The 21,398-nt window shown below is 50.5% G+C and carries 21 protein-coding genes; 3 read left to right on the top strand and 18 right to left on the bottom strand.

Annotation, left to right across the window (positions count from 1 at the left end):
• Positions 1 to 43: 43 nt before the first annotated feature.
• The 8 genes from RB298_RS10075 to RB298_RS10040 all read right to left on the bottom strand — a co-directional run bounded on the left by RB298_RS10075 (position 44) and on the right by RB298_RS10040 (position 9,704).
• Positions 44 to 478 carry a GNAT family N-acetyltransferase gene (locus RB298_RS10075; RefSeq protein ID WP_486046989.1) on the bottom strand — a complete coding sequence of 145 codons (435 nt, stop codon included), beginning with the start codon at positions 476 to 478 and terminating at the stop codon, positions 44 to 46.
• Between the two features lie 145 nt (positions 479 to 623).
• Positions 624 to 1,712 (bottom strand): copper resistance D family protein, encoded by a 1,089-nt coding sequence (locus RB298_RS10070; protein ID WP_486046988.1) that lies wholly within the window; start codon positions 1,710 to 1,712, stop codon positions 624 to 626.
• The gene (gene copC / locus RB298_RS10065; protein WP_486046987.1) at positions 1,712 to 2,347 is read right to left on the bottom strand and encodes a copper homeostasis periplasmic binding protein CopC; all 636 of its coding nucleotides are present in this window, start codon (positions 2,345 to 2,347) and stop codon (positions 1,712 to 1,714) included. The genes RB298_RS10070 and copC overlap by 1 nt, the downstream gene beginning before the upstream one ends.
• Positions 2,348 to 2,520: 173 nt before the next feature.
• Positions 2,521 to 3,648: a glycoside hydrolase family 88 protein gene (locus RB298_RS10060; RefSeq protein WP_332294245.1), complete on the bottom strand. Its 1,128-nt coding sequence runs from the start codon at positions 3,646 to 3,648 to the stop codon at positions 2,521 to 2,523.
• 14 nt (positions 3,649 to 3,662) lie between these two features.
• Positions 3,663 to 4,544, bottom strand: coding sequence for a carbohydrate ABC transporter permease (locus RB298_RS10055; RefSeq protein ID WP_036665327.1), 882 nt, complete (start codon positions 4,542 to 4,544; stop codon positions 3,663 to 3,665).
• A gap of 13 nt (positions 4,545 to 4,557) precedes the next feature.
• Positions 4,558 to 5,517 carry an ABC transporter permease gene (locus RB298_RS10050; RefSeq protein WP_009589453.1) on the bottom strand — a complete coding sequence of 320 codons (960 nt, stop codon included), beginning with the start codon at positions 5,515 to 5,517 and terminating at the stop codon, positions 4,558 to 4,560.
• Positions 5,518 to 5,601: 84 nt separating this feature from the next.
• Positions 5,602 to 7,233: an extracellular solute-binding protein gene (locus RB298_RS10045; protein WP_192572308.1), complete on the bottom strand. Its 1,632-nt coding sequence runs from the start codon at positions 7,231 to 7,233 to the stop codon at positions 5,602 to 5,604.
• Between the two features lie 137 nt (positions 7,234 to 7,370).
• Positions 7,371 to 9,704, bottom strand: coding sequence for an AraC family transcriptional regulator (locus tag RB298_RS10040; protein ID WP_486046986.1), 2,334 nt, complete (start codon positions 9,702 to 9,704; stop codon positions 7,371 to 7,373).
• Between the two features lie 215 nt (positions 9,705 to 9,919).
• Between RB298_RS10040 and RB298_RS10035 the strand changes: the two genes are divergently transcribed.
• Positions 9,920 to 14,323, top strand: a complete 4,404-nt coding sequence (locus RB298_RS10035) for an Ig-like domain-containing protein (protein ID WP_486047013.1) — start codon at positions 9,920 to 9,922, stop codon at positions 14,321 to 14,323.
• A gap of 107 nt (positions 14,324 to 14,430) precedes the next feature.
• Here the strand turns inward: RB298_RS10035 and RB298_RS10030 are convergent, their stop codons facing one another.
• From RB298_RS10030 to RB298_RS10015, 4 genes are all read right to left on the bottom strand, one after another.
• Positions 14,431 to 15,180 carry an SDR family NAD(P)-dependent oxidoreductase gene (locus tag RB298_RS10030; protein WP_486046985.1) on the bottom strand — a complete coding sequence of 250 codons (750 nt, stop codon included), beginning with the start codon at positions 15,178 to 15,180 and terminating at the stop codon, positions 14,431 to 14,433.
• Between the two features lie 65 nt (positions 15,181 to 15,245).
• Complete coding sequence (locus RB298_RS10025) at positions 15,246 to 15,662, bottom strand: DUF2500 domain-containing protein (protein ID WP_486046984.1); 417 nt, start codon at positions 15,660 to 15,662, stop codon at positions 15,246 to 15,248.
• A gap of 218 nt (positions 15,663 to 15,880) precedes the next feature.
• A complete protein-coding gene (locus RB298_RS10020; protein ID WP_036665338.1) occupies positions 15,881 to 16,063 on the bottom strand; it encodes a hypothetical protein in 183 nt (60 codons plus the stop codon).
• Between the two features lie 207 nt (positions 16,064 to 16,270).
• Positions 16,271 to 17,569 (bottom strand): YCF48-related protein, encoded by a 1,299-nt coding sequence (locus tag RB298_RS10015; RefSeq protein ID WP_015734743.1) that lies wholly within the window; start codon positions 17,567 to 17,569, stop codon positions 16,271 to 16,273.
• A 222-nt stretch (positions 17,570 to 17,791) separates the two neighbouring features.
• Here RB298_RS10015 and tlp point away from each other — a divergent pair, with 222 nt between their 5' ends.
• Positions 17,792 to 18,019, top strand: coding sequence for a small acid-soluble spore protein Tlp (gene tlp / locus RB298_RS10010; protein ID WP_375119518.1), 228 nt, complete (start codon positions 17,792 to 17,794; stop codon positions 18,017 to 18,019).
• Between the two features lie 59 nt (positions 18,020 to 18,078).
• On the opposite strand, the gene RB298_RS10005 is transcribed toward tlp, so the two are convergent.
• The 5 genes from RB298_RS10005 to RB298_RS09985 are packed head-to-tail and all read right to left on the bottom strand — an operon-like array spanning position 18,079 to position 19,790.
• Positions 18,079 to 18,498, bottom strand: a complete 420-nt coding sequence (locus RB298_RS10005; RefSeq protein WP_375119517.1) for a spore germination protein GerPE — start codon at positions 18,496 to 18,498, stop codon at positions 18,079 to 18,081.
• On the bottom strand, positions 18,495 to 18,680 hold the full coding sequence (locus RB298_RS10000; RefSeq protein ID WP_015734741.1) for a hypothetical protein: 186 nt from the start codon (positions 18,678 to 18,680) through the stop codon (positions 18,495 to 18,497). Before RB298_RS10000 ends, RB298_RS10005 begins: the two co-directional genes overlap by 4 nt.
• The gene (gene gerPC / locus RB298_RS09995) at positions 18,658 to 19,275 is read right to left on the bottom strand and encodes a spore germination protein GerPC (RefSeq protein ID WP_486046983.1); all 618 of its coding nucleotides are present in this window, start codon (positions 19,273 to 19,275) and stop codon (positions 18,658 to 18,660) included. Before gerPC ends, RB298_RS10000 begins: the two co-directional genes overlap by 23 nt.
• A gap of 47 nt (positions 19,276 to 19,322) precedes the next feature.
• Positions 19,323 to 19,550 (bottom strand): spore germination protein GerPB, encoded by a 228-nt coding sequence (locus RB298_RS09990; RefSeq protein ID WP_096773422.1) that lies wholly within the window; start codon positions 19,548 to 19,550, stop codon positions 19,323 to 19,325.
• A gap of 18 nt (positions 19,551 to 19,568) precedes the next feature.
• Complete coding sequence (locus RB298_RS09985; RefSeq protein ID WP_009589476.1) at positions 19,569 to 19,790, bottom strand: spore germination protein; 222 nt, start codon at positions 19,788 to 19,790, stop codon at positions 19,569 to 19,571.
• Positions 19,791 to 19,910: 120 nt separating this feature from the next.
• On the opposite strand from RB298_RS09985, the gene RB298_RS09980 reads away from it, so the two are divergent.
• On the top strand, positions 19,911 to 20,372 hold the full coding sequence (locus RB298_RS09980; RefSeq protein ID WP_486046982.1) for an Hsp20/alpha crystallin family protein: 462 nt from the start codon (positions 19,911 to 19,913) through the stop codon (positions 20,370 to 20,372).
• Between the two features lie 344 nt (positions 20,373 to 20,716).
• On the opposite strand, the gene RB298_RS09975 is transcribed toward RB298_RS09980, so the two are convergent.
• Positions 20,717 to 21,352 carry an NAD(P)-dependent oxidoreductase gene (locus RB298_RS09975; protein WP_096773421.1) on the bottom strand — a complete coding sequence of 212 codons (636 nt, stop codon included), beginning with the start codon at positions 21,350 to 21,352 and terminating at the stop codon, positions 20,717 to 20,719.
• Positions 21,353 to 21,398 lie beyond the last annotated feature (46 nt).

Genomic DNA, 21,398 nt, shown 5'->3' with positions numbered 1-21,398 from the left:
ATTCATACCGAAAATTGGAAATATTCATAGTTAGGATTATACACTATGATTTCAGCTCTTTCTCCAGAAGCACTTCATCCTCCCGCTTATAACCTGATTTCTCATATGCTCCGATGGCTTGGTGATTATCATGACCCGTAAGCACCTTAACCGTTCTCACCCCGCGCGCGAACAATTGTTCCTCCAGAAAAACGAGCAGCATTCCTGCCAGACCCTGCCTTCTTGCCCGCTCCTGAATGTACATTTCCGTTATCTCGCCGACAAGCTCCCGGTAACAAAAGGACTTAAATGATTGGGCGCAGGCAAATCCTACAGGATCATCGCCTAAATAAGCGATGGCCACGATCTCATCCGCTTGTTCCAAACTATATTTAATTTCCTCCAGCTGCATCCTAACCCCATTAAACTCCTCGTTTAATCGGTCCAGTACGGATGCATCCGTAGGAGATGCTAAGCGAATAAATTTCACTTTTTCCATATCATATTTCCCCCCAGTTCAAGATTTGGTCCATGTTCGATCTTCACCCCCAAGTATACCACCTTTATCCAGCCATCTCTCATTGCTCCCATACCAAAAAAAGGCCCTGCTGATTAAACAGCAAGGACCTTTCACTTCAAACAAATTAAACGGCGGTAACCGAGAACATCAAGCCGCAATATATCAGCGCAACGGCGCCTAACCCGCTTAACAGCCCGACGGCTGCTGCCCGGTTCCTGCGAAATACGTTCACGACATTCCAGAGGAGACCAAGCCCAAGGCACAGGCAGAGTATCCCGATCCAGCTCCACGTAAAGGCCAATTCACCGATCGTAAACCCGGGATGGAACCAGACAAACGTTGCTGCAGGGCCATATGACGCCAATGTATCCACGACCTCGTGCGGCGCCGGCTGCTGGTTCATGTAGCCGGTGACGATATAAATCAGCCAGATCAGGATTCCCTCGCTTCGTGCCCATGCCGCAGGTCGATAGCTTGTATCCCTGCGCAGCTTGCGCTTGACGAGATAACCGTTAACGAACGCGAACACCAGCAGCGGCAGAATGAGAATATGCTTGACCAGCAGGGCCTGACCGTAGGACAGCGTCCAGCTGTTTACGGGTTCCGGCGTCACGGCTGTCATCAGGAACAGACCCGATCCGATGACAAGGATGACGCAGGCGATGGCTAATGGATGGAACCATCGGAGAAACGCACTCCAGCGATCATGTTCCGTGCTGAACCATCCTGTAAGCAGCAGCGTTCCCGTCCATATGGCCATCGCCGTGAAATGGGCGAAGAAAGCAAGCTGTCCAACGCCATCGAACAGGGATGCAGCGTGGTTGAACGAAGACATGGCGACGGCAATGCCCAACAGAAGAGCGGGCATAAGCCAGCGTAAGGGAGAGAAGGGCTTCCGGCGGACGATCAGGGTCAGTACCGCCAATAGGATCGAAAGAACCAGTATCCAGGCATAACGCTCGCCCTCGCTGAATTTGAACATGATGCTGTTAAAGGACTGCCAGAATCCGATATCATCCTTGAAGAACATGATGATTTGCAGCAGCGGCACAAAGCCGAATAGGATGATGGCTGCCCCCGCCGCTGGGCCGAGCCAGGCCGGTACCGATATGTCCGGCTTATAAGCCTTCGGTACCAGGGACAGCACCGTGATCCCTGCCAGAATGGCGTATGCTAAATATAAAAACGGCTCGCTTAACCAATAATAAGACATTACTTTCTCTTCCGGGATGCTTTAATTCCAAAGTATCCTGCGACAACGGCCACAATGACGATAATCACGATCCACACGGTCGACCCGTTTCCTTCGGATGTGTCATTAGCCGGCGTATTCTCCGCCTGCTGATTCGTATCCGCCGACGGATCTGCGTTGTCTGCGGCTGTATCATCCGCCGTTGCTGTATCATCCGGTGTATTTCCTGTATCCGCAGGCGTTTCTTCGGTGTCGGCAGAAGTCTCCGGAGCAGCTTCCCCTTCCGGTGCATCGACTTCGAAAGCATACGTTCCGTCAACGGGATGTCCATCTCCGCCAACGATCTTCCATTCCACCGTGTAAGAACCGGATGGAAGCGGTGCTGCCAGCGTTCCAGCCATAGTGTTCTGGTTAACCTTGACTTCCGATACTTCTACCGCTTCGCCTTGCGCATTCTTCACCTTGAGGGTGCTTAAGTTTTCATCGATATTTTCATTGAATGACAGATTGATTTCCTTCACGCTTTCCGTGATCTTGGCGTCCGCCGCGGGCGTACTGGATTCCAGCTTGGAATGCGCCCACGTTGCTGTCGGGAACACCAGTACAAGCAGCAGACCCAAGGTCAGCAGAACCGAAGTTTTCACATGTTTCAACATGCCTATCTCCTCCAAACCATTTATCTTAAATTTGAATCTTCCCCATCATAACAAAGACGTTCCCTCATTGCTAATGAGTATATTGTGAACAATGATCCTATCCTATTTTACACAAAAAAGGGAACGCCGCACAGATTGCGGCGTTCCCGTTATAGTTCACGGATCCGGTTCTACTATCCTCTCTCGTACCAATAGCCAGGTATCCCTTTGGTCAGTCGCAGCAAGGCCTCGAGATAATAATAATCCCCCCAGATCATGTAATCGTCCGGTCCCATCCCGCCTCTGACATAATAGGAACCATGCTTGATCAAGCCTTCCTCGGCAGCTTCACCGATAGTGGAATAACGGTTTACAAGGGAGATCATGGACTTCTCGACGACGTCTGTCAATAGCCCTTTATTGCCATCTTCCTCTTCCAGGTGCTCCAAGATCTCCAGCATCCCGCATGCGGCGATGGCGGAAGCGGAACTGTCGCGAGGCGTACCCGCTTCGATCGGAACGTCAAAATCCCAATAGGCGACATGGTCTTCCGGCAAATGCTCGATAAAATAGCGGGCAGCTCGCACGGCGGTATCCAAATACTTCGGATCACGGGTATAACGGTAGGAAAGCCCAAATCCGTAGATGGCCCATGCTTGCCCGCGCGTCCAGGTGGAGCCGTCGTGATATCCTTGGTGCGTCCCACCGCCGATGGGCTTCCCGTCCGACGGCTGGAAGTAGAAGGTATGGTACGAAGAATCATCCCCTCGCATTAAATAACGGCGGCTCTTCTCCGCGTGCGCGACGGCCACGCGTTTGTAGCGTTCGTCGCCTGTTTGGTCATACGCCCAATACAGCAGCGGTATGTTCATCATGCAGTCGATGATAATGCGGCCGCCGTTCTTCTCGTCGCCCTTCCGGCCCCAGGCCTGAATATACTGGCCTTCTTCCCGCCAGCGCAGCATCAGATGGTCGGCTGCTTTTAGGGCCAGCTGTTTGCCCTCTTCATGTTCATCCACGATCCACGCGGCCAATGCGGAGGGCAGGTACAGAAATCCGATATCATGATGATCCAGATGCCGCTTCTCCTCCAGCCGCGCCTTGTAATCCTCCAATTGAGCGATTGCCGTATCCTTAAACAGCGGGTCCTTCGTATATTCATAACACAGCCAGATCATTCCGGTGTAGAAGCCTTCAATCCAGTCATTGCTTTCTCCCCACTCGTATCGCTTCTCCGCCGTGATGTGAGGGAATTTCATCGGAAATAAACCGATGTTCCTCTTGGTCTTTTCAACCGCATCCATGATGGCCTGTTCCCACATGGTTCACATACCTCCTATTCTTTGATGGCGCCGATCATGACGCCCTTCACGAAATATTTCTGCAAGAACGGATACAGAAACAAGATCGGCAGCGTCGCCACCATAATCGTCGCATACTTAATCGTTTCGCCAACCGGCATCCGATCTCCCCCTCCTACCGAGGTCATCATGCTGCTGGTATCGTTCTGGATCAGAATCTCGCGCAGGATCAACTGCAGCGGAAACAAGTCCCGGTCCCTTAAATAGATGAGGGCATCAAACCATTTATTCCAATGCCACACCCCGTAAAAGAGCACCATGACCGCAATGACCGGCAGCGATAACGGGATGATGATCCGGAACAGAATGGTCCAGTCGGTGGCTCCGTCGATCCGCGCGGATTCCTCGAGCGCATCGGGTACCCCTTGAAATGCCGTTCGCATAATAATCAAGTTCCATGTCGTCATGGCGCTTGGAATAATCAATGCCCAGTACGTATCAAGCAGACCCATATTTTTCACGAGCAGGTATTTCGGGATGAGCCCGCCGTCAAAAAACATCGTCATCACGATCAGCATCATGATGGCGCCTTTCCACATCACGTTTTTCCTGGATAAACCATAGGCTCCGAGAGCCGTCATGAGAATGTTTAGCGTCGTGCCGACGACCACATAAAATATCGTGTTGAGGTAACTTCGGATGATATTCGGGTTCTCGAATACCATACGATAGGAGTCCAGCGAGAAGCCCTTGGGCCACAGCAGGATGCCCCGGTGCTGAACGAATTCGGCCGGCGTGCTGATCGAAGCAAACAATACGTAGAGAAACGGATATAACGTTATGATCGATAACAAACACAATAGAATGACATTCGCAGAATCAAACAGGACTTCACTGACCGATCTAGTAGTTCGCATGAGATCCCCCTCTCTACCACAGCTTCGTATCGGTAAACCGCTTGCTGAGATAATTGGCTCCAATGAGCAGCGCAAAGTTAATCAAGGAATTGAACATGCCGACAGCGGCGCTAAAGCTGTAGCTTGCTTCCAGTATTCCCTTGCGGTAGACATAAGTCCCGATCACGTCTGCCGTCTCGTAGATGACCGGGTTGTACATAATCAGGATCTTCTCATCCTGCAGTGCCATAAAGGAACCGATCCGCAAGATAAGCAGAATGATCACGGTCGGCAGGATGCCAGGGAGCGTTATTTGAAGCATCTGCTTCCAGCGGCCGGCACCGTCCACTTTCGCCGCCTCATACAGGGACGGATCAATATTGGAAATCGCCGCCAGATAAATGATGGAGCCCCAGCCAATCCCCTGCCAGATGGCGGACGAGGTATAGATGGTGCGGAACCATTCCGGCAGCCGCATGAACGAAATCGGCTTGCCGCCGAAGTAGGTGATGATATGGTTGATCAGGCCGTCCACCGCCAAAAAATCAACCAGCATCCCGACAACAACGACAACGGAAATGAAATGGGGAATATACGTAATGGATTGTACGGTCCGCTTAAAGATCCGATGTCGCACCTCGTTCAGCATCAAGGCCAGCACGATGGAGGCGGGAAATACGAAGATAAGATCGTACGCGCCGAGGATAATGGTATTGGAAACGACCCGCTCAAAGAAAAATCCGTTAAAAAAATCGCTGAAATGTTGAAAGCCGACCCATGGGCTATTCCAGATGCCGAGCCCTGCGGAGAAGTTCTTGAACGCAATCTGCAGGCCGTATAACGGTCCGTAATGAAACACGGCATAAAACGCCACAACCGGCAGCAGCATCAGGTAGATCGTGGAATTCCGGCGAAAGTCCTTCGCTGCTCTTGCGCTGAAGCTCTCGGATTTGCTCTGTATCGTCATGCGTTTTGTTTCTTCCTTTAGCTGCACCGTATGCCCTCCTCTGTGAAAAATAACCCGCATGAAGAAGGATACGGCTCGCCCGTTTTCTCCCTCTTCATGCGCTTCTACAACTTACCGGCTGTTAAAACGGTCCAGCGCAGACTGCTGAATCTGAAGGGCTTCTTCAATGCCCATTCCCTGCACCGTTTGGACAAATTGATCAAAGCCGCTGATCGGCTCCACGCCCATAATGAATTTGTTGACCATCTCTTCGTAATACGTATTAATATCGTTCATGATCGAGGCATAACGCGTGCTCTCTTCTGCCGTCGGCGAAATAATCGGCATTAAACGGTCGTTCTCCGCCTTCATCCATGTCTCAATGGCCGCTTTTTGCTGAGGAAGCGCGGAATACTGCTCGACGTAACGGCGATCCTGAACGAAAGGTCCCGAATAACTCGCCAGGTTGTATTTCGACAACGCCTGGGTGATCGACAGCCCATCTGGATTCTTCATCACTTCGTCGGTATAGGTCGGGTACCCGTCCTTCATCTCGTAGCTGACTCCCTCAACCCCGAAATTAAACAGCATGTGCCCTTCTTCCCCATATTTGTAATCGAGCCATTTCACCGTTTCCGCCGGGAATTTGTTCGCTTTCGTCACAGCCGCCCCAAATCCGTTGAACGGCGAATCCTTCTGTCCAAGAAGCGGCGTGTCCCCCTTCTTTAGCACAACGTTGGGAGCGCCCACCAGACTGACGTCCGGATTGCTTTTTAACATGAGTTCGGAATAGCGGCCGAGGCTGCTGCCCATGTATCCGGAGAAGGCACCCACTTGATTGTTGGTCACTTTGGCATCTTTGAGCGTCCCGTCCGTTGCCGCATAATCCTGATCGATCAGGCCTTCGGCATACCATTTGCTCATCGTCTCCAAATAAGATTTGAATTCCGGTTGGATGGGGCCGTACTGTACCTTCCCGTCCACCTGATAAAATCCTGTCGTAATTCCCCACGCGCCGACAAATGCATGGTTAATGCCCGTCATATCCATATCAAGCAGGAGCGGGATTTCATCCGCCTGACCGTTCCCGTTGGGATCCTGGGTCTTGATCGCTTTTAATACTTCATACCACTCGTCAATCGTTTCCGGCACTTGCAGGTTGAGCTGATCCAGCCAGTCCTGGCGGATGATAAGGCCGTTAAAGGTCAGCAGATACTCGTCTCCGCGGATGAACGGGAATACGTAAATGTTTCCGCCATCCGTCGTTATCAGCTTTTTGTATTCCGGGTGTTCGTTCAGCAGTTTCGATAGGTTTGGAGCATGCTCTTCAATCAGCTCATTCAGGCGAATGATCGAACCGTCCGATATCGCTTTATCCGGCCCTCCGGATACGTTGGCCCAGCCATACTCCACGACATCCGGCAAGTTGCCCGACGAGACCATAATGTTGAAGGCGTCTGCCTCTTGCCCTGCCGGCGGATGCTGGAACTCAACCTTGGTCCCTGTCAATTTCTCCATTTCCTGATAGGCGGCAATGCCGTTCATATCCTGCATCGTTGCCGATGCGTTGGCATTCAGCGATACCCAATAGGTCAGCTGGCCGGGATACCCCGTTTCTCCGCCTGAGGCAACGCCCGTTCCTTCCTTGCCTTTGTCGCCGGCAGGCTCCTCGGCTCCCGAGCCTTTTCCGCTGCACCCGGCAATCATAGCCACAATCAGCATGAAGATGGCCAGTCTCGTCATACGTTTCCGGTTTGTTTTCAAATCACGACGCCTCCCTTTTTTCCTAATGAATAATCATCTCAAATGTTCAGGCCGAGTTGATGCCGGCCCTGCCTCAAATATTAATGCTGAAGCGCTTTCAACGTATATCGTACAGTTTCTGGATCCATATACAGCGATTAAGAATTGAGATGATCATTTCTTAAGGTTGATGATAGGGAATGCAGGGTTTCCTTGTATTTTCCCGGGGTGATCCCTTCGTATTTCTTGAATACCCGGATAAAACCGACATCGCTGGTATAACCGACGGAACGGGCGATGTGCGAAATCGTATTTTTGGCATCCCGCATCATTTCCTTGGAGCGCTCGATCCGAATTTTGGCTAGGTAATCGGTCAGATTGGTCCCGCTGTTCTTCTTGAAGAAGGCCGACAGATAGGGCGGCGTGATATCGAATTGCTCGGCAATGGAAGCCAGGCTGATCATGGCATCGTCGTGATGCTCCGCGATGTAGCTTTTTATCTTATCCAGGAGCTGCGAGGAGGAATCGCCTCTCTGGTCTCTTACGTACAGGCAGACTTGGCCGAACATCCATTTCACTTCCCGGTACAGCTCCTCTACCGTGCTGCCCTCGGTAATGTCCTCGATCGATTTGCCTGCCTGACCGAATACGTCCTCGTATTTCAAATTTAAGGCATTGAGCAGCTTGAACATCGTGCTGAGCAGGTTCGCGAACATGAGTCGACCGAGCTCGGGCGAGATGGATTGACCGCTGAAGTTGTTGTGGTACAGACTTTGAATGATATCCTGAGCCTTATCCGTATCCCCGCTTTTCATGGCGTTAATGAGCTGGATTTCCGTCTCAATGGGAAAATCATAATACACCCCCGTTTTCTGCTTCATTTCATCGTAGAATAAAATCGGTTTATAGGCCGTAAAAATGGAATATTCCAGCGCCTTCAAGCTTTGGGTATATCCGCTTGCCAAACATCCAAGATCCGAACGGATATCGCTGATCGCGATCGTGATCTCGGACTTGAAGCGCTGTTCGATCACCAGCTTCACTTGTTCCGCCCAATCGTACAGCTCGCCCGCCTTGTCCTGCAGAGGTTCCGGCATATTCAGAATCATGGCGACCTGGTTCTTCTCCAGATCCACGGAATACGCGGTAAAGGGATGAATTTCTTCGGCCACCTTCCCTGTGACAAAGCGGATCAGGGCCCATTCGCTTTCCCGTTCGTTATGAATGAACCCGCTGGCATCCCTCAGCTCGATCAGGGCAACGGCAAAGCCGGGATGCGGAAACGATATCCCCATGAATTCCAGGGCATGCTCCGACATATCGGCCGCATCCACGTTTCCCTTCAATAAACGCTGCAAAAAGTTGGACCGGATCACCGGCGTTTGCCTCGACAATTGCTCCTTCATTTCCGTCTGCTTGCCAAAGGAATCGGCCATCGTGGATTTGATGAAATCATATTCGTTGCGTACCTTCCCCTCCTTGACCGGATGGGATTGGCGGATAAAGCGGATAATGTCGCGCAGGGGATAATACGCCCGGTACGTCATGTACGCGCAAGCGGCAACTCCGGCGGCCAGGCAGATGCCGAGAACGCCTGCGGCCATTCGTTTGACCATATTCACCTTTTCCATAAACACTTTTTCCGGCACGACCGACACGTACTCCCACCCGCTGCGTGCGGATCTGGACGATACCGTCATGACGGCCTGCTTATCCTCAGCTTTACCCACATTGGATACTGCGGTTTCACCGGCACGAAGAATCACTTGACCGCTGGCATCCTTAATGGATATCGTTCCGTTGTTGGTTTTCACGATCTCCTCGAGCAAGCCTGTAATCTGCCTTTCGTCGATCAGCATGACAAGGGCGCCTTTAGGGTTGTTTTTCTCGCCAAATGGAAGCGTTTGCATATATGTGAGCATTCGTTTCTGGTTCAGGCCTTTGCCGACCTCCGCTACGGGCAGATACCGGTTGAAATGAACGCCGCGCAGTATATCTGCTTGGTATTGTTGAAAGGTTAAGCTTTCATATCCGTAGATATCGGAGAACAAGACGCTGGACGTCGTTTTTAAGGTTGGGCTGAGAACCGTATCGCTCTCATCAAGATACACATAAAAATCGGTGATAAAACTGCTGCTGTTTCGGTACCGCTGCATTTCCTGCATGAAGGTGTAGTAATTGTAATGCTCCGCTCCGGTTTGAGGGGATCCTGCCTTTAACAGCGTATCCAGTCTCGGATGTGAAGTAATGTTCCGAGAAATCAAATGCATTTCATCCAATCGGCTGTCCACGACCTGCTTGGCCTGTTCGATGAGTGCCATGTTGGAGTTGTTGGCATTCTCGATCATAATTCGCTCGATTTGGGTATACAGACCCCAGAACACGATGACCGGGATCAGCAGTACCACAAGATAGGACATGAGCAACGTAACGAACACGGATACGCGATTGGATCGCTCATTTCTTGCAGTGGTTGTCGTCAATTTCCCCATACCCTCATTCCTTCCATTCCTTAGATGTATTCTTTCCGCACTTACATTAATTACATCATACTGTTTTTATTTAACATGAACAGGTTTTCTTCAAAAATGTTAATGCATCACGAAATTGTATCATACTCGAACGCTGCGGCTTCCTCTACGATGGAAGTGTTCCGGTTTCATGGCCGGAAATCGATATCAGTCGGGAGGGAATGGATGTGAAACGAATGGCTCTGATTGTACTCGTGCTGATTACGGGGCTTCATGGCTTTTTGCCGCCCCCATTGGCATGGGCAGAGAGCGAACGAGATCAAGTACAGGAGGGTTTGCTTGTGAACAGCGGTTTTGAGGCAACGGAGGCGGGGTCCAGCTGGTCAGGCGGAATCAAGCCGGCAAATTGGGGACAGTGGCTTCCAACAGGCTCGCCCATATTGGGAGTAGATTCGGGAATATTCAAATCCGGGAAGCAATCGGTCAGCATCGAAGGTCCCGCAGGAACGTCCAGCCGGGCAGCCATAACCCAGTCCATCCCGGTAGAGGTCGGGAAAACGTATCGGATCAGCGGCTGGGTCAAAACGGAGTCCGTCAGCAATGCCGCGCTCATCCGATATCAAATGAAGCGAACCGGGACCAGCAATGTGCTGGTTCATGTCGGAACGCTCAAGGGCACCCAAGACTGGACGTATATGGAGAAGCTGTTCACCGTTCCGGATAATGCAGCCTCACCGCCCCTATTGACCGTTGAGCTGTTTCTGGAAACCGGAACGGGCAAAGCTTGGTTCGACGATGTGTTGGTTGAGGAGCCGCTTCAATCCATCGCGATCGAACCGGATGTGGCCTATCTGAATACGGGCGAGACCATAACACCTTCCGTCCGTTATGAGCCAGGTTCGTCGCCTCCCCCTCAGCTGCAGTGGTCTGCGTCCAATCCGGAAGTCGTGGAAGTGACGGATCAAGGTGACGTAACCGGCCTTTCCACAGGACTTGCAACCGTAACGGCAGCGACTTATGACGGTGCTCATACCGCCTCTATGGCGGTCAGCGTCAATGCGCCGGACACCTTGCTGGTGGACGATTACGAAGGCGAAACGGCTCAAGGCCAAGCTTTGCTCGGGCAATTGTCCGCGCGCGACAGCAGCGGTGCCGACCATACGTATCTCCTCGTCTCCCAGCCTGCGCACGGCAAGATTACCGTAAAGGAGAACGGCAGCTTTGCCTACTATCCCGACAGCGGCTTTAGCGGTACGGACCGCTTCCAGTTTGCTGCCCTGCAGGCTGATACGGGCGGCGCCAAATTCGGCCAGGGCACGATCCACGTTACTCCTGTGAATGCTGCTCCCCTGTTGGATTTGGAATGGGGTTATACGACGATGAATACTTCCCTTTCCGGCCAGTTCACGAAAGCGAAGGATCCGGATGGAGATCCGATCGCATGGAAACTTGAAGCACCGCCGGCACAGGGCACGGTTCAAGTGGATGCAGAGGGTACTTATCGATATGCTCCCAATGAAAACTATCTGGGGTACGACCGTTTTCGCGTATCGGCTGAAGATGGACGTGGCGGACGTACGGAAAGCGATATGCTGGTCTTTGTCGGGCCGACGGCAGATCGAATTTCGGAATCGCTGCACGGTCATGCCTCATCCGCCCGTTCCCATCCGCGCCTTCTCGCATCCACGGACGATTTGAACCGCTCCAAGCAATTGCTGGCAAGCGGAGATCGTTATATGACGGAGTGGATGGAACTCTTGAGAAATCAAGCGGACCCCGTCCTTGCAACTTCGCCGCTAACCTACCAACCTAATGGCGGCAATGCCTACATGCTACGCGACCGCTTGATTCCGACCGCGCTCATGTATCGCTTGACCGGCGAATCCCGTTATGCCGAACGTGCGTGGCAGGAACTGGAAGCGATGACGCACTACCCCGATTGGGGCGGCAGAACCAACAACATCCTTGCCTTGTCCGAATTGTCTTTCGCCGTTGCGCTGGCCTACGATTGGATATACGACGATTTGAATGAAGCTCAGCGAGCCCAATTGAATGCGGCGATTCGAGATCATGCGCTTGCTGTCGCGCTCGATTGGTACCGGGGTGAATTCCGCCATAACGGGGAGCACAATAACATTAACCTGGTAGACAACGGAGGCCTTGGCCTGCTTGCGTTAACCGTTGCGGATGAGCCTGAGACCGAGGATCAGGCGCTGGAAGTCATCCAGAGCACGTTTCAGAAGCTGCAATATGCGCTTCGTCACTATACCGAGGACGGTTCTTGGCCGGAAGGTCCTGCTTATTGGCATTATGGAGGCCAATACTTGGCCATGTATATTCAAGGCTTGAATAAAAGCCTGGGTACCGATTTTGAGCTATCCCTGCTGCCGGGATACGAGGCATCGGGCGCTTATCCGTATCATTTGCTAGGCGAGGGCGGCGTGTTCAATTTTTATGATGGCGGCGTCAGCTACAACATGTATGAATCCTTATGGTTCGCCTCGTTCTTCAACAAACCTGAATACGCCTGGTTTATTGGCGATCTGTATGAGCGCAAGGGCTACTTCCACCCTCTCTATCTGGTGTTTTACGAGCCTGGCATGTTTGAAACGGTTCCGACGGAGCTGGATCGTTTCTTCACCGGCATTGAATCGGCCTCCATGCGGAGCGCATGGGATGATCCCTATGCCTTGTTTGCTTCCATGAAAGGCGTTAACGAAACGATGCGAAGCCATAACGATCTGGATGGCGGTACCTTCGTTTTTGACGCGCTGGGCGTAAGGTGGGCATCCGATCTGGGGAACGAATCCTACAGCTTGCCCGGCTTCTGGGATTACAATTATAATCGCTGGACGTATTACCGCAAAAAAACCGAGGGACATAATACCATCGTCATCAATCCCGCCCAGAATCCGATTGTTCAGCAAGAGCCTTACGGCACAGCCGTTACGATAAAGAAGGAATCGAAGCCAAGAGGAGCCTATACAATTCTAAATATGACCGACCTGTACCGGAAAGACGCAGGCGAGATGTTAAGAGGAATGAAACTCTCCGCCGATAGACGCGAGCTGGTCGTCCAGGATGAGATGAAACTGAAGCTTCCTTCAGAGCTGTATTGGTTCATGCACACCGGAGCGGACGTGGAGATTGTGGAGAATGGACGCGCCGCCATTCTTTCACAACTGGATAAGCGGCTGTATGTTGAGCTGGTCGAAGGACCGGCCGGCGCCCGGTTCTCCGTCATGGATGCAGCGCCGCTGGCCACCTCTCCGAATCCGGATGGCCAATCCAGCAACGAAGGCATGCGCAAGCTGACCATACACCTGGAGCACGTCCAGCATGTCCGGTTGTCCGTTCGCATGGTTCCTTTATACGCAAACGATCCGATACCTCCAGCGGAGACGGGGTTTACTCCCCTGCTGGAATGGACCATACCTGACGGCGATCTGCCCGAACCGGCAGCGCGACCTATGGCTAACCGTTTATTCATGGACGGAATGCCGCTCCATGGGTTTCGTCCAGAAGTCACGTATTATGAAGTCGGACTTCCGTTTGATGCTCCCTCTCCGCCTGTGATGACGGCCGAAGCGGAGCATGCCGTGTCCATTGATCAGGCAGATACGATTCCGGGTACGGCAACCATCGTCATTCAGAACGACGCTCAACCGAATCTGAGCAATAGATATACCATCAAATTCACCCGGAATCCGGCCATAGGCGAACCGCCGAACCATCTAAAATATCAGGTACGGCATGTTACCGCGAGCGCCGTTCCCGAATCGGCGAACATTCCGGAACATACCGTCGACGGCAACCTGAGCACTCGCTGGTCCGCGCCGGGTACGGAATACGTACAGCTTGACCTGGGTGGGCTGAAGCCAGTGGGCGCTGTTTCGCTGGCCATATATTTAGGGGATACCCGTAAAAACCGGTTTGATGTTCTTGCCTCCGTCGATGGCGAAGAATGGTCGACCATCTACGAGAATGGGCTGACTTCCGGCACGACTGTGCAGCCTGAAACTTTTCTTGTGGAGCAAACGACAGCCCGATACATTCGGATACTGGGCAAAGGAAATAATGCCAACCCGTGGAATAGCTTCACCGAAGTCGGCGTGTACCCGCTAGCCCCGATCGTGATGCGCGTGGAAGCTTCAGATGAGCTCAAACTGGGCGAATCGGAACAGATCGAAGCCTGGTACGGCTTTCCGGGCGGGATGCGTGAACAGGCGGAAGAGCTGACGTACACTTCCGATGCTCCGGATATCATTCAAGTGAGTTCAAACGGACGGATGAAGGCGATATCTCCGGGAAGCGCTGCGATCTCGGTTAAGGACCAACGTTACGGATTCGTTGAAACGCTCCATGTCACGGCCGCATTCGATGGAAATCAGCCTTTTCTCCGGCTCCTGGGCAAGGATCTAATGACTTCCAAGACAACGCAGCAGCTTCGGGCTGAACTTCTTCACCCCGATGGCCGCAAGGAATCCCTCGACAAACTCAGCTATCGCAGCAGCAACCCCCATATCATCTCCGTTAACGAACAGGGAGTTGCCCGCGCGAATCAAAGCGGAATTGCTGTTGTCAGCGTAACCGACCGGACGAGCGGCAAGACGGATTCCATGGCTATAACCGTCCGTTAAGTCCAAGCGGCTATATTGATATTCGCCACTGTTTTGCGAATACGGGTTATAATCAGGAAAGGATCGTCCCCGAGGAGACGATCCTTTTTTATTTTATCCGCAACAAGTTAAGGTTCATATATCATTTTGCGGGTCATGCCGCCGTCCACCACCAGATGGGACCCTGTTACAAAGTCATTCTCCGGATCGGTAAAATAAAAGCAGGCTTTGGCGATATCGGCCGGAATCCCGACCCGACCCGCAGGGTGCTGCTTATGGTCCTCGGATCGAAGCTCTTCATAATCCCCGGTTTCAATCCAGCCCGGACTTATGCAATTCACCCGAATTCCATCGGGCCCCAGACTAACGGCCATGGCATGGCTCAACGCAACGATGGCTCCCTTGGAAGCCGCATAAGCTTCCGAATTCGGCTCGGACATGATGGAACGCGTGGAGGATATATTGACGACAGCCCCGCCATTCCCACTCTTTTTCATATATGCGGCAGCCTCGCGGGTAGCCAAAAAACAGCTTCTGGCGTTCGTGTTGATTACGTCGTCCCATTCTCCCACCGTAAGCTCATATGGTGATTTCCATCGGGAGACCCCTGCGTTGTTTATTAAGATATCGATGGTGCCCCCATATTGGGCCGCTTGGTTCATCAGGCGTTTAATCTCTTCTTCCTTCCTCACATCGCAGGGGATGAAGACGGCATGAAATCCTTGATCCTTCAAGGTGTTTGCCGCCAGATTGCCCTGCTCTTCATGAACATCGCTTACTATCACTCGAGCTCCGCTAGCCGCATAAGCCTCAGCCAATCCGCGGCCTATCCCGTTCGCAGCGCCCGTTATCACCACCGTTTTATCCTGAAATTTCATAGGCAGCTCCTCCTTCTCCTACATTATATACCACAGGAGAAGGCGTCATAAAATGAACCAGCCTCTTATTTAGGTTGTTCATAACCCCGGACCACATGAAGATGCGCTCTGGGGTGCCTGCCGAATCCGTAGTACCGGGTTCCCTGAAAACGAAGCAGTCCCTCGTCCCCTTCCGCGCACATGCCGAATTCCTCGCCGTTTACGGCAAATTCCATGCGATCTCCGCTCTCCACTTCGAATGTCAGATAATAGGTGGTACGAGTACGGCTCGACATCGTATCATCCGTCTGCTGTGTATGTTTCACTTCCGTTCGCTTGCTCACAATTTTGGAATCGACCGATAGCAAAGGCTGTCGGTTATTCTGACTCCATTGCAGGATTCCCTTACCGGCCGACAGCAAAATGATCCCGATGACGACGATGAAAAACACGGGCATAACGCTGCCGAAAAAATCGAACATCCAATCTGACCCCGATCCCATACGGCTCCCCCCTCCACCTTGTCTTGAAATATGTATATGCTTTATGTCGGACAATTTAACTCATGCATCATGGAAAGTTTGATTGAAATTTTAAAGAACTTGTCCCTTTCTGGGAGCGCCAAAAAAAGCTGATGCCGGCAATGTGCCAGTCATCAGCTTCTTCACGGAACCTTATAACGCCCTGATCCATTCATTGTCTTCATCTTGTTCATACCCGCTTAATCGTAAGCCAATCTCATCCACTTCATCGTTTCTTCTTGTCCCGTCATTTCATGGTCCTGCGGTGCCATGTCCTGCTCGTTCCAGCAAGCCAGACATTGCTCCTCCGTCTGACATAAACATGCATCATCGCAATGGTAGCACAAGCGAAGGAAATTTATCGTCATTTGATCGGTATGCATAAGGATCGTCCCCTTCCAAACTTTTTGACGTACCTGATTACATCTTTATAGTAGCATACAGGTTGAATTTTATTTGTGATTTATTTCACAATATAATAAGTTTATAAAGGCTTTATCGGAACCGTTGGTTTTAGCCGATAAAGCCTTCGTCATCGAGAGGGTTTTCGATTGGCGAATCAGATCCTGCTTGTAGGTTATTAGTCGGTATTACAACCCCTGCCAGGTAACGCCGCCGTCACTGCTTTTCATCAGGCGCGATCGGTTTTTGTCCGTCGTTTCAATCAGCATCCAGCCGACATCCGACGATGTGAATTGCAATTTGACCACATTCGGATATTTTGCAAGATTATCGGACAACAGCTTGCTTCTAGGGAATGGTGTCCAGGTCTTGCCCATATCGCTCGTATGATAGACGATGCCGTTCACCATTCTCCATCCGTCATGCAGACGACGGAAGACAGGCTGGATGGTTCCCTTCCCGCTATTTCCCGTCATGGGGAACGACACCAAATTCCATGACTTCCCCGTATCGGCCGTAAAGTAACCCAAATAGTTCGCCTGATCTTCCTTCACGCAGGTAACCGGTATATAAATCTCGCTTCCGCTTCCACCTTTGCCCAGATACTTGGGAGTCCCGGCAAAAACGGAACCGCACGCATCCAGCAGCTTGCTTTTGAATACTTGGCCGGAAGACTTCCACTTCTGTCCTCCGTCACGTGTTATATACAACTTGGAAGATTGCATTTCACGGATGGTTGCAAACCCGACAAGCGAATCCGTGAACGTTAATCCGATGACGGATCCGGTTCGCGGAATGACGCTTCCCGGAATTCGGGATGTCGGATACTCCGTATTCTGCATAATCTCATCCCATACTCCGCCATTATTGCTGGTGTGAAACAGCGACTTCTCTTCCGATCCCCGGGAGAGATCGCCTTTCGCCATAATCCATCCCTGCTGGGATGAAACGAAGGACATTGCCGTAACGACTCCCGTCTCCGGAAGCGAAGAGAGCTTCCAGCTGCCGCCCCCGTCGGTCGTATTGAGTAGGATCGTTTCGGCGGATCTCTGTTTGTTTCGTATAATCCAACCATGATTTTTATCCGTGAACACGATGTCTTTCCCATACTCCAGCTTATCAACGAATTGGACATTGGATGATGGAGAGATATCGACCCAGGTCTCACCGTAATCTTCGGTCTGATAGAGACGCAGTTCTGTGTTCGTGATCCCCCAAGCAATCCCCGTTGACTCATTGAGCAGATGGAAATCCGTCAACCGTGTATGTATCTGATATTTGCTTTTTTCCTCAGGTGCTTTCATGGCCGTATCCGGCGTTACTAGTGTGATGGTCTGACCTTCTTCTTCATCCTCAATTGATTCAGGAGGGTCTTCTACAGTAGAAGTTTGCTGTTGTTGTTTTATCGGTTCTGAGGTACAGGCTGCTAACATGAATACAATCATCATCAGCATACCGAGCCAGAATATAAAACGTCTAGATATCAAGAATTCTTCCTCCTCTTATTCGATGTCATGCCGGCAAGTCTGCTTTTTCGACATTATAACATATTACATCCTACGGAAATGTAAAGAACCGGCTTGCAAAATTTACAATACTGTAGCTTTTTTGATAGCGTCATTCTCAGATGCATAAGGATGTTTCGATTATGGAAGACTTTTGAGGTGTGCGAATGAGCAAGATTATTACATACAAGGAGGTGAACTTTCATGACTAAACCTGATAATCGCGAAGACAATGTCGAACATTTGCAGCAGGCCGTCCAAAACACGATCGAGAACTTCCGCGAGGCAGAAGATTATCTTCAGGAGTTCGGGGATGAGATTCCCGCAAGCGAGAAGGAACAGATTCAAGACCGCAATGCTCGTCGCGAAAAGAGTATTTCCGGCTTCCGGGAAGAGATTAAAGACGAGGCTGCCCACCAGCAAGGAGAATAAACTTCAGACCGCAAAAAAACAGGAGGAGCTTCTGAAGCTCCTCCTGTTTTTGCCGCACACTAGCGTGGGCTCATTCTGACAATGACGCCTTTATAATCCTTTAATTCTTGGGACGCATCCGTAATAAAGTGCCTGATCGCCTTCACCCTTGATTCTAATTCCATCGTATCGTTCGAACCTACCTGCACAACCGATGCAGACGCTGTCGATATCACGTCCAGGCATCCCACATGAATCGTTTTATGGTCATGTATAACGTCTAAGTCTACATCTGACGGAAGCTGCCATGCAGGTATGGATCTCGAAAAAATCGGATAGTCCTCATAATTGCCTTCGTCCTCAAAAAAAACCGGAACTTGACGTTGAATCGCCAATGCCCGGGTATAGGCATCGATATGTCCCGATTCGCCGCAGATGCACGCCGAACTATTAGAGATATTGATGATATATACGTTATCAACGAGTACATGGCGCTTCATGGTGCCGTAGCCGGTGATAACGGAACGAGCGGGGTGATCTGCAGGGATTCGGAAGGAGTGTCGTAGATGGAACTACTATTAATGACCCGGGTATCTCCGATCAACAGCACGGATGAGCTGGAGATCGCCGTAATACGGATCGAACCAACCCGGAGCTCTTTATTGATGACCGTCATTTTCATTCGTATTCCTCTTTCCTTGTCGCAAATTATGAAGATGATGCTCGACTGCCGTATCGATTTCTTTTTTCATTTGATTAGCGATCATTTGCTCAATATCACCTGGATTTATCGCGGTACTGTTCGAGTGGTATTGCTGTAAGTAAACGTTGATGCGATCTCCGAGTTGTTTTCGGATATCTTCTATCATCACCGAAGCATATTGATCTCCAAGTTCGTGATTGGACTGGGGATTCATTTGCTCGAGTCGCGCCGGCACTGCATGTTCCAAGTGGCTTGATACCTGCTGATGTATGTTTGAGTAAAGATCCCTTCCGGCAGCTACCGCCTGTAATTGTTCTGCCGGCTGGCCATTGACGGTGATATCCCCCAGAGACTTCCCATCTGAGGGTGTCAGTCCAATGTTTAAGGTTCCTTCCAATTTTTCGATTTTCAATAAATCAAAATTATATTCGACGTGATCCGTCGACTTTTGATTGCCCTGCTGTAATTGATTTATTTCATTACGTATTTCCTTTAGCATTTGTTCCATTCTGTTAAGCTGCTCCGTCTGGGATTGAAGGCAATGGAACAATTGCTGGATATGGTATTGATACATAGCATCTCCCCCCGCTCCCTAATGATTGTATGCGTATGATATGAGCCTCATTCTGGCCGATATAGATCTTCAATCGGCGCAGGTAACGGAACCAGGGGGGCCATATTATTCGGAGGCTCGAACTCCGGAGCAGGGCCCGTAAAACCGCCCGTGTTATATATATTGGATAATGCGCGGATCTCACCTGCGGTTCCAATCTGAAGCACCGAGGAATTGGTCACCGCGTCAACCCGAAGCTGCTGTATATTAATGCATTGATGTACCGTTAGATTCACTGGGGCTCACAACCTTAATTAAGCATTAGGCGAATCAATGAGGTCTGGATCGAATGTATTCGTGCTGTTGGCTTGGTTATTAGTTATATTCGTACCAATACTGTCTCCGGTGGTGAACGAGTTGGCGCCGGAATAAGCTTTTGTCGTGCTGTTTAAATCGATTACTCCTGTATTTCCAACTAGTACCGTAGAACTGGGGCCCACGTTTACGATTTTCATATTGCCGATAATTGAAACCACAATTCCACCTCTTTGTTCAAAATCGTCCGCTTGGATTTATTCTATGTGGTCGGATGCCCAGATGTCACTATAACATTCCTTCGCCCATACACTGGAACAAAGAACGTAGGAGGGATTATCGTGAGCTCAAGATCCAAAAAGCCGGACTGGTTGACACAGGACTCTTTCTTTAACAACAATTCCTTTCCATTTAAGGATCTGAATCATCTCAATGAAGATTATCAGCTGGATCCGACGATCATTGAGGATTATGTAAAGGATACGATACGAAAAGCGACTGGCGGAAATGAAATTCTTCCCGACCCGCATTCGCTTCGCTATGAAACGTTAGATACTCATAACTTTCTGATCGTGAAATGTTATGTGCCTAAACGCATCCATCCGGAAAATTTATGGATTCAGCTGAACCGGACGCAGATCAAAATCAACGGCTTGCCAAAAGAACAACACCAAACCATATCTTTACCCGTCCCCATCCTGCCTGCGCAATCCGTTGCGACCTATAGACAGCCTACGCTTCAAATTAAGATGCCGAAAATGTCTCCCGGCCGCATGCGCGATATCAATATTCGTTTCTTGTGAATCAGACGGATAACAACAAGGACAGCCAACAGAAGCACCGTTCAAAACAACTTGCATGCAATATCCGTTGTTTGCAGGTTGTTTTGACTCATCTTATCTAATACTTATAGATGCCTGAATTGCGCTATCGTAATGGGGTTTTTCCTTGTTTAAACCTATATCATGGCTGCTTTGTAAGTGGTCGGGCTGCATTTAAGAGGATGTAGCTAGATATCGCTTGAGGTGTTTTCTATTGTGAATTTTTCATATGTTGAAATAACATAATAAAAAAAGAAATAAGCTGATTTCAGTTAAGAAACCAGCTTATTCAAAGATCTATTATGAAGGCCGCATGTCCGGGCCTGTTAAGCCTCGGAAACGACCGTATAGCGCTCGTTGAGATGTTTGGGCTGCTCAAGCTCATCGAGCACCGCGATGACGTAATCGGCATAGCTGACGTAGCTTTTACCGCTAGCGTTGCCAATGACTTGATCTTTGCCCTCCTGATAACTCCCTGTCCGCCGACCTTCCGGATTAAAGAACGCTGCCGGACTAAGATACGTCCATGTTACATCCGTAGTTTGTTCCAGGTCCTTCAAATTCTCGCCGGCATGAAATGCCGTCGGATAATATTCCTTCGGAAAATCGGGCGTTTCTAAAAGTCGAAGCGTTTTGGCTTCGTCCACAAACAAGCTGCCGGCTCCTCCGACAACAAACAGTCTGGTATCCGTGCCTTTTAATGCTTGTATCAGCACCCGGCCTACTTCCACATATTGAGTCTCCTGTCCAGGCGCCGCGCCAAATGCATTCACGACAACGTCGAACCGCTGAAGATCGGCGCTGGTCAGATCCAGCACGTTCTTCTCCAAAATGTTTATGCTGGAATCGGAGATTTTGGATGCATTACGCACGATCGCCGTTACTTCATGACCGCGTGCTTGTGCCTCCTTGAGAATCAGATTTCCCGCTTTCCCTGTCGCACCGATAATACCAATCTGCATTTCGAATCTCTCCTTTATCAATTGTATGTACAAATGAGTGGTGAAA

This window comes from Priestia sp. BR_2, assembly GCF_041954005.1.
In the GTDB taxonomy this organism is placed as follows: Bacteria; Bacillota; Bacilli; order Paenibacillales; family Paenibacillaceae; genus Paenibacillus_AQ; species Paenibacillus_AQ lautus_A.
Note: the sequence above shows the minus strand (reverse complement) of the source record. Positions and strands in the feature narration are given on the sequence as shown.

Coding starts and splice junctions, on each gene's coding strand:
- RB298_RS10030 (WP_486046985.1), bottom strand. CDS start 15,180: ATGAAATTTCAGGATAAAACGGTGGTGATAACGGGCGCTGCGAACGGG.
- tlp (WP_375119518.1), top strand. CDS start 17,792: ATGACTAAACCTGATAATCGCGAAGACAATGTCGAACATTTGCAGCAG.
- RB298_RS10005 (WP_375119517.1), bottom strand. CDS start 18,498: ATGAAGCGCCATGTACTCGTTGATAACGTATATATCATCAATATCTCT.
- RB298_RS10035 (WP_486047013.1), top strand. CDS start 9,920: ATGGCTCTGATTGTACTCGTGCTGATTACGGGGCTTCATGGCTTTTTG.
- RB298_RS10075 (WP_486046989.1), bottom strand. CDS start 478: ATGGAAAAAGTGAAATTTATTCGCTTAGCATCTCCTACGGATGCATCC.
- RB298_RS10000 (WP_015734741.1), bottom strand. CDS start 18,680: ATGAAAATGACGGTCATCAATAAAGAGCTCCGGGTTGGTTCGATCCGT.
- RB298_RS10060 (WP_332294245.1), bottom strand. CDS start 3,648: ATGTGGGAACAGGCCATCATGGATGCGGTTGAAAAGACCAAGAGGAAC.
- gerPC (WP_486046983.1), bottom strand. CDS start 19,275: ATGTATCAATACCATATCCAGCAATTGTTCCATTGCCTTCAATCCCAG.
- RB298_RS10020 (WP_036665338.1), bottom strand. CDS start 16,063: ATGCATACCGATCAAATGACGATAAATTTCCTTCGCTTGTGCTACCAT.
- copC (WP_486046987.1), bottom strand. CDS start 2,347: ATGTTGAAACATGTGAAAACTTCGGTTCTGCTGACCTTGGGTCTGCTG.
- RB298_RS10070 (WP_486046988.1), bottom strand. CDS start 1,712: ATGTCTTATTATTGGTTAAGCGAGCCGTTTTTATATTTAGCATACGCC.
- RB298_RS10055 (WP_036665327.1), bottom strand. CDS start 4,544: ATGCGAACTACTAGATCGGTCAGTGAAGTCCTGTTTGATTCTGCGAAT.
- RB298_RS09975 (WP_096773421.1), bottom strand. CDS start 21,352: ATGCAGATTGGTATTATCGGTGCGACAGGGAAAGCGGGAAATCTGATT.
- RB298_RS10025 (WP_486046984.1), bottom strand. CDS start 15,662: ATGGGATCGGGGTCAGATTGGATGTTCGATTTTTTCGGCAGCGTTATG.
- RB298_RS10040 (WP_486046986.1), bottom strand. CDS start 9,704: ATGGGGAAATTGACGACAACCACTGCAAGAAATGAGCGATCCAATCGC.